Here is a 14084-nt window from a genome sequence, read left to right on the forward strand (position 1 = left end):
TCTGCCTACCACAGCACCGCGCCGGCCCCTACAGGTTCGCGATCGGAGAGTGGCCATGATCCGCGGCGTACGACTGGCAGACCTGGTGCGCGCTCTCCCCATCGCGCAGGTAGTAGTCGGCCAGGCGGCGCGCTAGCCGCACCAGCTGATCATCGAGCATCTCCGCGGCACGCCGTACCTCGAACGCGGACGAGGACCGGCCAGCATCGACGAGCCGCGGCACGAAGGACAGCGTGGCCGCGAGCGAGCGATCGGAATCAGCCTCGCTGAAGAAGTACGTCTCGCCGTACTGGGCGAGATCCATCTCGACCGTTGCCAGTGCATCGGACATCGAGACCAACCACTGGGCCGCGATGCTCGCTTCCCCTCCAGCTACCACCTCCTCCGCTCCCGTGGTGGCCATCAGCGAGAGCTGACGAGCGACGGTCCGGCGCCGCCCCAGCGCCGGATAGACCTGGAGCACCCAGGTGATCGCAGCCGTGAACAACCAGAAGCCAGCCAGGGCCTGCAGTGGCACGAGAACCCGCAAGGCAGGTAGTACGGGCGTGATGTCACCGAAGCCCAATGTCGCGACAGTCACTAGCGAGAGATACAGCGCGGCCAAGGGATCCGACGAGCTCGCTGGTTGCAACGAGGAGCTGAACACGAATCCCGCGGGCATGTGCGGTAGGTAGAGAAGCGCCCAGCCGAGGACGAGCATCACCGCCCACGTGACCGTGGTGACAGCCAGACCGAGCGGCCCCACCGACGCCATCTTGCGCCCGTTCCCCAGCTTGCCCGCCACGCGCCACAGGAGCTCGAACACCCCCCGGCAGATGGTGCCCAGCCCCTGTGGATGCCAGAGGGTCGCATAGATGTCGCGGAGGCCAACGCACACCAGCAATGCCCCGCACACACTGACCAGCCAGTTCGCGAGAGTGCTCACGACTCACCCGCTCGACCCGCCGGGCCAGCGTCGACTATCGTCGCGCCTCCGCTTGCAGCCCTCATTCCCAGGGCCTACCCCGGCCGGTCCGCAAATAATCCTGCTCGCGCGCCCCCATCCGGCATGGTCGACGCAGCGAGCGGCCAGGCAAGCTGGAGGGACAACTACTTCTTCGGCTTGTCGGTCGAGGAGTCGGTCGAGAGGGCGGCCACGAAGGCTTCCTGCGGGACCTCGACGCGACCGATGGTCTTCATCCGCTTCTTGCCCTCCTTCTGCTTCTCGAGCAGCTTGCGCTTGCGGCTGATGTCACCGCCATAGCACTTGGCCAGCACGTCCTTGCGGATGGCGCGGATGTTCTCGCGGGCGATGACCTTCGAGCCGATGGCTGCCTGGATGGGCACCTCGAAATGCTGGCGCGGGATCAGCTCCTTGAGCTTGGTGCACATCTTGTTGCCGTAGGTGTGCGCGGCATCGCGGTGGACGATGGCGCTGAACGCATCAACGGCCTCGCCCTGCAGCAGGATGTCGACCTTGACGAGCTGCGCCTCCTGCTCTCCGGACTCCTCGTAGTCCATCGAGGCGTAGCCGCGGGTGCGGGACTTCAGCGCGTCGAAGAAGTCGAAGATGATCTCCGCCATCGGCATCCGGTAGCGCATCTCGACGCGGGTCTCCGAGAGGTAGTCCATGCCGCTGAGATCGCCACGGCGGGACTGGCACAGCTCCATGACGGTGCCCACGAACTCCGACGGGGTGATGATGGTGCACTTGACCAGGGGCTCGTGCACGGAGCGGACCTTGCCGTCGGGCCAGTCCGAGGGGTTGGTGACGGTCAGCTCGGTACCATCGTCGAGCACCACCCGGTAGATCACGTTGGGCGCGGTGGAGATGAGGTCGAGGTTGAACTCGCGCTCGAGCCGGTCGCGGGTGATCTCCATGTGCAGCAGGCCAAGGAACCCGCAGCGGAAGCCGAAGCCGAGCGCCACGGACGTCTCGGGCTCATAGGTGAGGGCGGCATCGTTGAGCTGCAGCTTGTCGAGGGCATCGCGCAGCACGGGATAGTCGGAGCCATCAACGGGGTACAGGCCCGAGTACACCATCGGCCTCGGGTCCCGGTAGCCCACGAGCGCTTGGGTGGCACTGTTCCTGGCGGCGGTGACGGTATCGCCGACGCGCGACTGGCGCACATCCTTCACCCCGGTGATGAGGTAGCCGACCTCGCCGACACCGAGCCCGTCGCACTTCTTCGGCTCGGGCGAGATGATGCCGACCTCGAGCAGGTCGTGGGTGGCCCCGGTGGACATCATGAGGATCTTCTGCTTGGGGGTGATGCGTCCGTCCACCACACGGACGTAGGTGACCACGCCGCGGTAGGTGTCATACACGGAGTCGAAGATCATCGCGCGCGGGGGGGCCTCGTCCTCGCCGACCGGCGGCGGGATCTTCTTCACCACGGCGTCGAGGAGCTCCTTGACGCCGATGCCAGTCTTGCCGGAGACGCGCAGCACATCCTCGGCCTCGCAGTCGATGATGTGCGCGATCTCGTCGGCGTACCGGTCGGGGTCCGCCGAGGGCAGGTCGATCTTGTTGAGCACCGGGATGATCTCGAGATCCCGCTCGAGCGCCATGTACAGGTTCGCGAGCGTCTGCGCCTCGATGCCCTGGGCCGCGTCGACGAGCAGGATCGCGCCCTCGCAGGCCTCGAGCGCGCGGGAGACCTCATAAGTGAAGTCCACGTGGCCCGGGGTGTCGATCACCTGCAGGACATAGTCCTCCTCGGTGCCGTCCTCGAGGGTGATCTGCCAGGGCAGCCGCACGTTCTGTGCCTTGATGGTGATGCCACGCTCGCGCTCGATGTCCATCCGATCGAGGTACTGGTCACGCATCAAGCGCTCGTCCACAACGCCGGTGATCTGCAGCATGCGGTCGGCCAGGGTGGACTTGCCGTGGTCGATGTGCGCGATGATGCAGAAGTTCCTGATCCGCGCGGGATCGGTGAACGTCGTGTCCGCGAAGCTAGGCACTCGGCTCCTTACCATGCTGTCGTGTGGGGTCGGCTCTCGGCTGACGAGCCTACGTGCTCGATTCTATGGCTTCGGGTGCCCGGATCGATATTCGGTGACCCAGCGCCCCGGGCTCCTGGCCATGCACATGCCCAGGGACGGGCGCCCGTTGCGCTTTGCTAACGAGTGGGTTGCGTCCGTGCAGCCCCGCCACGCCCCCGGACCCGTGCCCCCTACGGTGGGGGCGCAGAAGCACACCTCGCACCGACACCTCCCGGGATGCCATCGTGACGAACCATCACCAGCCGCGCGCCCACCATCACCACCCGTTGCCCCTTGATCGCCGCGGCTTCATGATCGCTGGCTCCAGCGCTGCCCTGGGCCTGACCACCCTCGGCCTAGCGTCCCTGGGCACAGGGACGGCCTCGGCCCGCACCACCCCGGTGCTCGGTCCGGACGAGCCGTTCTCGGCCATCCCGCTCGGCTCCCCGGTGACGCCGCCCCCGGCCGCGGAATACGTCGGCATGACGTTCTCCCGCCCCACGACCGCCCCCGCCCGCGTGCGCTTCACCAGTGGTGGCGGCACGGGCCGCTGGCATCAGCTGGGCCCGAGCAGCCATTGCCCGGACTCGGTCCCGCTCGGGATCTCCACCGACCTGCTGCGCATTCCCGAGGGCTGCACCGGCATCGAGGTGGCCCACGACGACGCGGCCGCCGGAGCGAGCGCGATGACGATCAGTGGGGGCGTGCGACCGATCGCCAACGCTGGCACCACCACCGATTTCCTCGGCCTGCCGGTGGTCACGCGTCCCGGCTGGGGCGCGCAGACCAGCCTCGTCGAGAGTCCCTGGCAGCAGCAGTTCACCCCCGCCCAGATGATCACGGTGCACCATTCCGCGTCGGCGCCGTGGTCGACCGGGCCCGCATCCGTGCGGGCGATCTACCGGTACCACGCGTGGATGCTCGGCTGGGGCGATGTCGGCTACCACCTGATCATTGATCCGGCAGGGGCGGTTTATGCCGGGCGCGACACCGGATCGGATGCGTCCCCGGTCTTCCAGCCGGGCACCAGCAACGTGGTGACCGCCGGGCACTCCTACGCCGTCAACGGCGGCAACATCGGCATCTGCGTGGTCGGCGACTACGAGACGCAGCGCCCCAGCGCCGCTGCCCAGCGCTCCCTCGTCACGGTACTCGCCGCGCTGTGCCAGCACCTCGGCCTCGATGCGGCTGGCCGCCTCACCTACGTCGAGCCGGACTTCGGTGCCCGGCACGCGGTGCCCATCATCGCCCAGCACCGCGATCTCAATGACACGTCCTGCCCGGGCGAGGGCTTCGCGGCGATCTTCGGCGCGCTGCGCGCCGTGGTCCCGGCCCGCATGGCATCGCGGCGCGCGGCCAGCGAGGACGTCGCGAGCCCCGCAACGCCCGAGCCCCAGCCGCTAGCGCCCGCCGCGCCCACGCACGCCTCGGCCGAGACCGCTGCGATCCAGCTCGCCCCCGGCGCTGCGGGAACGGCACCTACGCCAGGCGGGTGATGTCGACCACGACATCGAGGGCCGTGGACTTGCCGCCGATGAAGATGCCCCGCAGCGGGGGAACATCGCGGTAGTCGCGCCCCACACCGATCGCGACGTGCTGCTCGGTGACGTCCATCGCATTGGTCGGATCGAATCCCCACCAGCCGCCGGTCCATGCCTCGATCCAGGCGTGGCTCTCCCCCGAGACCGTCTCGCCCACTTCGCCATCCGGCTTGGGATACAGGTAGCCGGACACATAGCGGCACGGGACACCAATGCCGCGCAGCATCAGCAAGGTCAGGTGCGCGTAGTCCTGGCAGACGCCCTTGCGCTCCTCCCAGGCCTCCACCGCGGAGGTGTGCACGCCCGTGGTTCCGGGCACGTACGACATCTGCTCATGCACCCAGCGCGAGATGATCTCGACAGCCTCATCGGGCCGATGGCCCTTGCGCAAGCCCTCGGCGATCGCGGTGAGCTCGTTGTCGCGCGGCACATAGTTGGTGTTGAGAAGCGACTCATTGAACCAGTCGAGGATCCGGTCGGTGCCCAGGTCCTTCCAGGTGACCCGTTCCTCCGGCCGGGTGGACGGATCGGTCTCGACCACCGACGAGCCCACCACCGCGAGCTCGGTGTGCGGCGCGTGCAGATCGAACGCCGTCACATGAGTGCCCCAGTCATCGGTGTAGCGGTAGGACCGCGTGGCCGGGTTGGTCTCCACCCGGTTGAGGATCACGTTCTGCCGCGGCTCGCTTCGCGGGCTCAGCCGGGCCTCGTTGTACGACCTCGTCACCGACGTCTCATAGGCATAGCCCGTCGTGTGGACGATTCGCATCCGCCAGGTCACAGCTCCGCCTCCACGTGCATCTCGTCCTGCCGCGCATCGGCATCGGTCCACGCCACCCACGGCGCCGAATGGAAGTACTGCAGCGCCACTGCCTCATTGACCTCGGTGCACGTATCAAGCAGGGCCAGCAAGCGCGGCTGCAGCTCCTCCAGCAGCATGCCCGGGCGCAGGAACTCCAGCTCGCTGCGCGCGCGGCCCAGCAGTCGCGGCGCCTCCGCCCGCGCCCCGATCCGGCTGCGCGGACGATTGTCCAGCTCCTCGAGCGCGGTCTCCGCGGTACGCATCGCATGGAAGACAGAGCGCGGGAACAAGCGATCAAGCAGCAGGAACTCCACCACGCGGCCCGCATCGAGCGCGCCGCGGTAGGTGCGCAGATAGGTATCGTGCGCGCCCGCCGAGCGCAGCACCGTCACCCACGACGGCGACAAAGTCCGGTCCCCCGCGCGTGACAGCAGCAACCGCACCAGCATGTCCACGCGCTCCACCGAGCGACCGAGCAGCAGGAACCGGTAGCCGTCGTCCCGGCTGAGGGTGCTATCGGCGAGCCCAGCGAACATCGCGGCCCGCTCCTCCACATACCGGAAGAACTCGTGCGGGCCCAGCAACCGGGCCGCCCGCTCCCGCGACGCCAGCCCGTTGACCGTCGTGTTCAGGCACTCCCACATCTCCGTCGACGTCACCTCGCGGGCACCGCGCGCGTTCTCCCGCGCCCGCGCCAGCGAATCAACGATCGAGCCCGAGTTCTCCCGGCTATAGGCCACCCGCTCCGTCAGCGACCACACATCGAGCGTCCCGTCCGGAGGCTCTACCCCCAGGACCTTGAGCAAGCTCCGCGACGTGCGATCCGGATCCACCGTGGAATCCTCGAGGAGGTGGTGGACCGCCACGTCGAGGATCCGGGCGAGATCATCGGCCCGCTCGACGTACCGGCCGATCCAGTACAGCGATTCCGCGTTGCGCGCAAGCATGATCCCCCACCTCCTATTGCTGCTGCTGTTGCTGTTGTTCCTGCTCAGTGCCAGGATCGGGCCCCACCTCGGAACGATGCGCCGTCGTCGGCTCGGAGACCAGCTCATCACCGACGAGCTCCCGGTCCTCCGCGGCCGAGCGCGTCGTCGCCAGCACCCAGGTGTCCTTGCTGCCACCGCCCTGGCTGGAGTTGACCACCAGCGAGCTCTCCTTGAGGGCCACCCGCGTCAGCCCGCCTGGCAGCACCACCACATCCTCGCCATCATTGACCGCGAACGGCCGCAGGTCCACATGCCGCGGGGCGAGCTCATCGCCCACCTTCGTGGGCACGGTCGACAATTGCACCACCGGCTGCGCGATCCAATCACGAGGATGCGCGCGCACCTGCTGGGAGATGGACTTGAGCTCCGCGGGCGAGGCATCCGGGCCAAACACGATGCCATAGCCGCCCGAGCCCTCCACCGGCTTGATCACCAGCTCATCAACCCGGTCGAGGACCTCCTCGAGCTCGTCGGGGATCCAGCAGCGGAACGTATCGACATTCGGCAAGCTCGGCTTCTCATTGAGGTAGTACTCGATGATCGTGGGCACATAGGTATAGACGAGCTTGTCATCGCCGACGCCGTTGCCGACCGCGCTCGAGATCACCACGTTGCCCGCGCGCGCCGCGTTCAGCACCCCCGGTACGCCCAGCACCGAGTTCGGGCGGAACTGCAACGGATCCAGGAAGTCATCATCGATGCGCCGGTAGATCACATCCACCTGCTGCTCGCCCTCGGTGGTGCGCATGTAGACCACATTGTCGCGGCAGAACAAGTCCCGGCCCTCGACCAGCTCCACGCCCATCGTGCGGGCCAGCAGCGAATGCTCGAAGTACGCCGAGTTCGCCACGCCCGGCGTCAGCACCACCACCGTCGGATCAGCCTCGTTCAACGCCGCCGAGTTCCGCAACGCCCGCAACAGGTGCGACGGGTAGTCCCCCACCGCGCGCACCCGATGGCTCGCGAACAGATCGGGGAACACACGCGTCATGGTCCGCCGGTTCTCCAGCACGTACGACACCCCCGACGGCGAGCGCAGGTTGTCCTCGAGAACCCGGAACGTGCCCTTCTCATCCTTGATCAGATCGATTCCCGCGACATGGATGCGCACCTCGTTCGGCGGGACAATACCCATCGCCTCACGATGGAAATGCTGGCAGGACGTCACCAGCCTGCGGGGCAGGACACCATCGCGCAGGATGTTCTGCTCGCCGTAGATATCGTCGAGGAACAGCTCGAGCGCCTTCACGCGCTGCTTGATGCCCTTCTCCAGGCGCGTCCACTCCGCGGCCGCGATGACGCGCGGCACGAGGTCCAGCGGGAACGGGCGCTCCTGCCCCGACAAGGAGAAGGTGATCCCCTGATCGAGGAACGCGCGCCCGAGCGCATCCGCGCGGGCCGCCAGATCCATCGCCGAGACCGGGGCCAGCGCCGAGAAGATGCCCTTGTAGGCCGAGCGGACATCGCCCTGCTTGTCGAACATCTCGTCATACGCCTTGGCGTAATGCTCATGCACGGGACCCGTGCCCGCGTAACCGCTGAACACGTACTCGCCATGCCCCGCCTCATCGGCTTGCTGGAGCGCCTCGAACAAAGCGCTATGGGCACGAGGTGACCTTGAACCGGAACTCACTCACTCCATGGTGCTACACCCGCGCGATCACAGCACGCGGAACCGCGGGAGATCGCGTTAAAGTCTCGTTTCCGCCCGGCGTGGCCAGTCCGCCACGCCGGAATTGGGGTGCCGAGGGGGTTCCTCGCAGGGGTTCGGCTTCGGGGTTCGGGTGCCGCCGGGGTTCCTGGCGATGATGCTTAGCAGGGGTGTCCGGCGGGGCGGACCCAGGTGATCACTCCCGTGGCTCGAGCAGCGTCGCCCCGCCCAGGCCGACCATCACCGCGAGCACCACACCGACCACCATGCCGCTGCCGGACGGCTGAGCAGCCAGCGATGCATCCTCCAGGCCGCGCTGGCCAGACAGCATCACCAGGGTCCCCGCCGAGATGAACACCGTGATCGCCCAGGACGTCCCCGCCGTGAACCGCGCCGCACCGCGCCGCACAACCGAGCCCCGCGTCTCGAGCAACACCGCGAGCACCGCCAGCAACACCGTGAACAAAGCGGGCACCACGTAAGACAGCACCGCCGTGGTCGTACTGCTCAGCGACGTGGGCTGCCCGGTCGTCGGCGACCATTGCGTCACGACCGGATCCGGCAACGAGGGCAACCACACCATCATCACTACGGTGCTCGCCGCGATCACAAGGATCGGGATAGCGATGAGCACGCCATTCCGCACGCCGGTCGCGGGCCGGGGTGCGCGGTTCTTGCCGCTACCGTTCGCAGCGGCCGGGCCTTTCGCGGCGGCCGGGCCTTTCGCGGCGGCCGGGCCTTTCGCGGCGGCCGGGCCTGGGAGGGATCGCTCGTCGTCGCTCACGCGAACCACCTTATCCGCGGGTGGCGCGGGGGCAGCGCCATTGCGCCAGCAGGTCGCGCTGCTGCGGCGGCGGGAGCGGCGGGAGGCACGGCTGGAGCAGCGGCTCTGGATGGGGGCGGCGGCTCCGGGTGGGGGCGGCGGGAGGCACGGCTGGAAGCGGCGGCTACGGATGGGGGCGGCGGCTCCGGGTGGGGGCGGCGGGAGGCACGGCTGGAAGCGGCGGCTCCGGATGGGGGCGGCGGCTCCGGATGGGGGCGGCGGCTCAGAGAGTGGAAACTTTTCCCGCCCAGAGCGGGAATAGTTTCCCCTCCCGGCAAAGCCCCCGCCGCAAAGCCCCCGCCGCAAAGGCCCCGCCCCTCCGTAGGGCCCCGCCGCAAAGGCCCGCGCCCCGGGCCTCCCGCCGGAGCCGCCCTCCGCGCCTCGCGCAGGAGACATCCCCGACCGCGTCAACCGGGGATTGGCCTGTTCGCACCGCCGGTGGTAGTCTTGCCCTTCGGCGCGCACGGTCAGCCAGTGGCTGCTGCGCACGCACTCCCGGCGCAGGCGACGCTTCGAGCCACCCACACTGTGGGGACGAGCGAAGCGGCCTGCAAAAAGAGTGCCAAGTCATCCATTAGACGAATCTGACCAGAGGTTGTACGCGTGGCCAACATCAAGTCCCAGATGAAGCGGATCGGCACCAACGAGCGTAACCGGCTCCGCAACCAGTCGGTGAGGTCTGCGCTGCGCACTGCCATCCGGAACTTCCGGGAAGCAGTTGCCGCAGGCGACAAGAGCACCGCCGAGGAGCGGCTCCGTGCGGCTAGCCGCAAGCTCGACAAGGCTGCCACCAAGGGTGTCATCCACCGGAACCAGGCCGCCAACAAGAAGTCGGCCATGGCATCGGCGTTCAACAAGATCGCCTGATCCAAGCTTTCCCGGAACGACCCAGCCTGACGAGCGCCCGGTTCACGAACCGCGCCGCTTGGTCGGCCTGGGTCGTTTCGTCGTATTCGCGCAATGGCTCCCACAGCGCTTTCAGCATGCCCCGATTGCCACCACCCCAAGGCGATTGCCACCACCCCGAGGCGGGCGCAGCCACGGCGGGTCAGCCAGCGAGGCCCGTGATCTCCACGATTGCCCGCTCGAGCGCGTAGTCAGGATCGGCCGCCCCGCCCTTCACATCCCCGTTGAGCCGCGCCACCGCGCGCAGGGCCACGGCGAGGGTGTCGGGCCGCCAGGCGCGGGCCTGCTGCTGGGTCTTGCGAACCTTCCATGGCGGCATCCCTAGCTGGCCCGCTAGTCGTCCGGGGTCTCCCCTGCCTGCCGCGGCCACGCGGGCGATCGAACGAACTGCTTCGCCGAGTGCGTCTGCGAGCAGGACGTGCGGCACTCCGGTGTGCAGTGCCCACCGGACCGATTCGAGGGCGGCAGCGCGATTTCCGGCGACGGCCTTGTCCGCGACGTCGAACCCGGTGACCTCGGCCTTCCCCGAGTAGTAGCGCTGCACGGCCGCGGCTGTCACGGCACCGCCGGTGTCGGCGGCGAGCTGGGAGCAGGCGGAGGCGAGCTCGCGCAGGCTGGAGCCGACCCCTTCGAGAATCAAGGTAATCACGTCCGGGCTGGCGCGCACCCCGTGATCGCGGAGCTCGGTGCGCACGAACTCCACGCGCTCGCTCGCGTTGAGCTTGGCGCAGCGGTGGGTTTCCGCGCCGAGTTTCTGCAGCGTTCCGGCTAGTGCCTTGGCGCGCCCTCCGCCGGTGTGGTGGACGATGAGCGTGACCCCGTCCGGCATGTCCCGCGCAGTGCCGGAGATGACCTCGACGGCGTCCTTGCCTGCTTCATGGGCATCGTCGAGCGCGACGATGCGGTCCTCACCGAAGAGGGACGGGCTGAGCATCTCCGCGAGGATGGCGCTGCTGGCGTCACCGGCGCGCATACGGGTGAGCTGCATGCCAGCGGCGTCGTCGCTGGCTGCCCGGGCCGCGTCGATGAGCCGGCGCAGGGATCGTTCGACGAGGTATTCCTCGTCCCCGAGCAGCAGGTGGAGGGGCACGCTAAGACATTCCCACACCAGCGTGCTCGGCCACAATCCCGAGGCCTTCGGGGGTGAGCCGCACGGTGCTCGTGCCGTGCTTGTCGGTCCGAGCGACGACGGTTCCGTGGCGGCGCAGCTCGTCAAGGATCGTGGCACGCGGATGCCCGTGGGGATTGTCCGAGCCGACTCCGATGAGCGCGAGGCTCGGTCTCACAGCGGCGAGGAATCGTGGCTCGGTGGTGGCGGCGCCGTGGTGCGGGACGGTCATGATGTCGGCGCGCAGTTCCTCGGCGGGATAGGTGTCGAGCAGCCATTGCTGGGCGGGCTGCTCGGCATCACCCGCCGCGAGGAGGGGCGGCCCGTCCTCGTGGAGCGTCATCGAGAGGACAAGGGATGGGTCGTTGGGATCGTGGTGGAGCGCGAGCTGCGGATCTGGGCCGAGGACGGTGGCACGGAGTGCCCCGAAGGCGAGGGTGTCCCCGGCGGAGACGGTCCGCACGGGAATGCCGTGTTCCTGGGCGAGGGCGTGGAGGTCTTCGAGTGCCGGCTTGGGGTCGCGGCCGGGGCCGATGACGAGTGTGCTGGGGCCACGGGCGGCGAGAGCCTCGAGCCCGTTGACGTGATCGGCATGCAGGTGGGTGAGGAGCACGGCATCGAGGGTGCGGATGCCGAGGCGGTCGAGGCATTGGCCCGCGGCGGCGGGGTCCGGCCCGGCGTCGATCACGATGGCGCTGCGGTCTCCGGTGGCGACGGCGAACATATCGCCCTGCCCGACATCGCAGGCGGCCACGAGCCAGCCCGGCGGCACGCTCGGGGGCAGCGCGACCCGCATGAGGACGAGGCATGCGGGGATGGTCGTGGCCAGCACGAGCACGCAGCGATGGTGCAGCGGTGCCCGGCGCCACCAGGCCAGGCAGGGGCGGGCCCACATTGTCGCCACGCACAGGACGGTGAGGCCAAGCATGAGCGCGAGACCTCCGATGCCCGTGGGGACGCTGATGCTCGAGCGGGGCAGCGCGGCGCACCAGGTTGCCACGGTGACGATCCACGCTGTCGGGTGCCCGGCGATCCAGATCGGCACCGCTGCGAGCGTGGTGGAGACGGGGGCGAGCAGCAGGCCAAGGTAACCGCAGACGATCACCACGGTCACGATGGGGGCAACCAGCAGGTTTGCCAGCACGCCGACGACGCTGAACTGGCCGAAGGCGGCGGCGATCAGGGGCGCGGTGACGATCTGCGCGGCGATGGCGACCGCGAGCACGGCCGCGATCCGCCTGGGCAGCCCGCGGCGTTGCAGCCAGTCCGCGACTGGCGGCGCGAGCAGCACGAGCCCGGCGGTAGCGATGACCGATAGCGCGAACCCGATGTGGACGGCGAGTTGCGGCAGCAGGAGCAGCAGCACGATCACTGCGGTGCAGAGCGCGGGCAGTGCGTGCCGGCGCCGTCCGGACAGGATCGCTAGCAGCGTGACTGATCCCATGGCCGCGGCGCGCAGCACGCTTGGCTCTGGCCGGCACACGATGACCAGGGCGAGCAGCGCTATCCCCGCGGTGATGGCCGCGGCGCGGCGGGAGCCTGTGGCTAGCCGGGCGGCGAGCAGGATCGCGCCGCACACGATGGTGACGTGCGTGCCGGAGACCACGGTGAGGTGGGTGAGGCTGCTGGTCACGAATGCCTCGCGCAGTTCCGGTGGCATGGCGGACCGGTCCCCGATGACGATTCCCGGCAGCACCGCGGCCGTTTCCTCGTCGAGGGTGGCGGCCACCGCCTCGCGGTAGCGGTCGCGCACGTGCCCGGCGGCCCGTCCCCACCAAGGCGTGCTCGCGGTGAGGTCCGGGGCTCCCCGGGCGAAGATGGTGGCGACGGTGAGGTCGTTGCGGCTCGGCTCTGTGATCGCTCCGGTGAAGCGCACGTGGTCCCCGGGGAGCAGTGTCGCCCAGTTCGGGGTCCTGTCGGTGCTGGACGTGTCCGTGGCGCCCGCGAGCACGGTCACTGTGCCGCCGACGACCGTGGTGCGGTTCTCGGCGGTGAATGCTTCGAGGCGGGCCCGCAGCATCCACATGGGCCGCGCAGGACCGTCGAGGGCCCGCGGGTCGCTCAGCACACGTGCTTGCACGTTGATCGGCTCGCCGGTGGCGTGCGCGCGCAGCGGATGGGCTGCGACAGCCTGCGCATGCAGGGCGCCCGCTGCGGCGAGCGCGATCCAGAACAGGCAGGCGGTGGCGATGATGGACCGCCTCCGCGGGGAGGCCCTCCCTCGCCCGAGCAGCACGATGGCGAGGGACGCGACGACGGCCATGCTCGCGAGCGCGGCGCGCGGACCGTGCGCGATCGCTAGGGCCGTGGCCGCCCAGGCCGCGACGGCGCAGGGCACGAGACGGACATCGATGGTCGCTGCGTCAGAACGTGAGGTGGTCACGGAACTGCTCGAGCTTGGCGGGGCCGATCCCCCGAATCTCGCGGAGCTGATCGATCGATCGGAACGGACCGTTGTCCTCTCGCCATTGCACGATCGCTGCGGCAGTCACGGGGCCGATGCCAGGCAGCGCCTCGAGCTGCGTCGCTGTGGCGGTGTTGGCGTTGACGAGCGTTGGCGCATCGTCCCCGGGGCTGGCGGGCGAGGGCGTGGCTGCGCCGAGGATGACGCTCACCACGGGCTTGGTTGCTCCGTCGGCGTTCCGGTCCCCGACGATGATGTGGTCGCCGTCGCGCAGTGGCTGTGCCAGGTTGAGCGTGAGCGTGTCGGCCCCCGGGAGGGGACCTCCGGCCTCGTCCAGGGCATTGGCGACGCGGGCTCCGGGGTGCACGGTGACCAGTCCTGGCCGGGTGACGTGCCCTGCCACGCTGACGATCAGGCGCTCGGGCTGCTCGGGGGCCTTCTCCTCGCTTGCCACGGGCGCGGGCCGCGGAACCTCGCGCGCGGGTGTGGCGCTGGCCTGGCTGCTTTCGGTTCCGTGCGTGGCCTGCGCGAGCACGGGCGACTCGCGCGGGGCCGCGGACCTGGTCAGCAGGACGGCGATGAGGACGCCGATCAGGCCGGTCGCGATCAGTGCCACTGCCCCCGCGCGGGAGAGGTCGATGCGCGCACGCGCGGCCGGGGCAGCGGGCGTGCTCCATTCGGCGGGCGCCGCGCTTCCCTCGCCAGGCGCCGCATCCCGGCTGCCCGAAGCGTCGCGCGGTGCGCCGGAGTCGTTAGGCGCGCCGGAGTCGTTGGGCGCGCCGGAAGGAGTGGTCCCGGGGTCTGGCTCGCGTGGCAGGGACATGACAGCGCGGAACCTCTCCCGCGCCGCGTCAGCGTCATAGGGCATGGTGCGACGCTAGGGCAGCGGGGTC

General features: G+C 69.3%; 11 protein-coding genes. 2 read left to right on the forward strand and 9 right to left on the reverse strand.

Annotated elements, in window-relative coordinates:
* Nucleotides 1-28: 28 nt before the first annotated feature.
* Nucleotides 29-925, reverse strand: a complete 897-nt coding sequence (locus HT102_RS03950) for a potassium channel family protein (RefSeq protein ID WP_192038123.1) — start codon at nucleotides 923-925, stop codon at nucleotides 29-31.
* Between the two features lie 164 nt (nucleotides 926-1089).
* On the reverse strand, nucleotides 1090-2961 hold the full coding sequence (gene lepA / locus HT102_RS03955; protein WP_192038124.1) for a translation elongation factor 4: 1872 nt from the start codon (nucleotides 2959-2961) through the stop codon (nucleotides 1090-1092).
* Nucleotides 2962-3212: 251 nt separating this feature from the next.
* On the opposite strand from lepA, the gene HT102_RS16240 reads away from it, so the two are divergent.
* Complete coding sequence (locus HT102_RS16240; protein WP_192038125.1) at nucleotides 3213-4463, forward strand: peptidoglycan recognition protein family protein; 1251 nt, start codon at nucleotides 3213-3215, stop codon at nucleotides 4461-4463.
* On the opposite strand, the gene HT102_RS03965 is transcribed toward HT102_RS16240, so the two are convergent.
* The 4 genes from HT102_RS03965 to HT102_RS03980 form a co-directional block, all read right to left on the reverse strand.
* Nucleotides 4447-5289 carry a transglutaminase family protein gene (locus HT102_RS03965; RefSeq protein ID WP_333473272.1) on the reverse strand — a complete coding sequence of 281 codons (843 nt, stop codon included), beginning with the start codon at nucleotides 5287-5289 and terminating at the stop codon, nucleotides 4447-4449. The two genes, HT102_RS16240 and HT102_RS03965, sit on opposite strands and share 17 nt — an antisense overlap.
* The gene (locus HT102_RS03970) at nucleotides 5286-6257 is read right to left on the reverse strand and encodes an alpha-E domain-containing protein (RefSeq protein ID WP_192038126.1); all 972 of its coding nucleotides are present in this window, start codon (nucleotides 6255-6257) and stop codon (nucleotides 5286-5288) included. The genes HT102_RS03965 and HT102_RS03970 overlap by 4 nt, the downstream gene beginning before the upstream one ends.
* Before the next feature lie 13 nt (nucleotides 6258-6270).
* On the reverse strand, nucleotides 6271-7845 hold the full coding sequence (locus HT102_RS03975) for a circularly permuted type 2 ATP-grasp protein (protein ID WP_408611309.1): 1575 nt from the start codon (nucleotides 7843-7845) through the stop codon (nucleotides 6271-6273).
* Nucleotides 7846-8146: 301 nt separating this feature from the next.
* Nucleotides 8147-8734: a hypothetical protein gene (locus HT102_RS03980; RefSeq protein WP_192038127.1), complete on the reverse strand. Its 588-nt coding sequence runs from the start codon at nucleotides 8732-8734 to the stop codon at nucleotides 8147-8149.
* 642 nt (nucleotides 8735-9376) lie between these two features.
* Here HT102_RS03980 and rpsT point away from each other — a divergent pair.
* Nucleotides 9377-9640 carry a 30S ribosomal protein S20 gene (gene rpsT / locus HT102_RS03985; RefSeq protein WP_192038128.1) on the forward strand — a complete coding sequence of 88 codons (264 nt, stop codon included), beginning with the start codon at nucleotides 9377-9379 and terminating at the stop codon, nucleotides 9638-9640.
* Nucleotides 9641-9821: 181 nt separating this feature from the next.
* Here rpsT and holA read toward each other — a convergent pair whose 3' ends face one another.
* The 3 genes from holA to HT102_RS04000 are packed head-to-tail and all read right to left on the reverse strand — an operon-like array spanning nucleotide 9822 to nucleotide 14059.
* The gene (gene holA / locus HT102_RS03990; protein WP_333473273.1) at nucleotides 9822-10769 is read right to left on the reverse strand and encodes a DNA polymerase III subunit delta; all 948 of its coding nucleotides are present in this window, start codon (nucleotides 10767-10769) and stop codon (nucleotides 9822-9824) included.
* 1 nt (nucleotide 10770) lies between these two features.
* Complete coding sequence (locus HT102_RS03995; RefSeq protein WP_192038129.1) at nucleotides 10771-13170, reverse strand: DNA internalization-related competence protein ComEC/Rec2; 2400 nt, start codon at nucleotides 13168-13170, stop codon at nucleotides 10771-10773.
* Entirely contained in the window at nucleotides 13151-14059 is a 909-nt protein-coding gene (locus HT102_RS04000; protein ID WP_192038130.1) for a ComEA family DNA-binding protein, read from the reverse strand. The genes HT102_RS03995 and HT102_RS04000 overlap by 20 nt, the downstream gene beginning before the upstream one ends.
* Nucleotides 14060-14084: the final 25 nt, after the last annotated feature.

The organism is Lolliginicoccus lacisalsi (assembly GCF_014841105.1).
Lineage (GTDB): Bacteria > Actinomycetota > Actinomycetes > Mycobacteriales > Mycobacteriaceae > Lolliginicoccus > Lolliginicoccus lacisalsi.

Coding starts and splice junctions, on each gene's coding strand:
- lepA (WP_192038124.1), bottom strand. CDS start 2,961: ATGGTAAGGAGCCGAGTGCCTAGCTTCGCGGACACGACGTTCACCGAT.
- HT102_RS03970 (WP_192038126.1), bottom strand. CDS start 6,257: ATGCTTGCGCGCAACGCGGAATCGCTGTACTGGATCGGCCGGTACGTC.
- HT102_RS04000 (WP_192038130.1), bottom strand. CDS start 14,059: ATGCCCTATGACGCTGACGCGGCGCGGGAGAGGTTCCGCGCTGTCATG.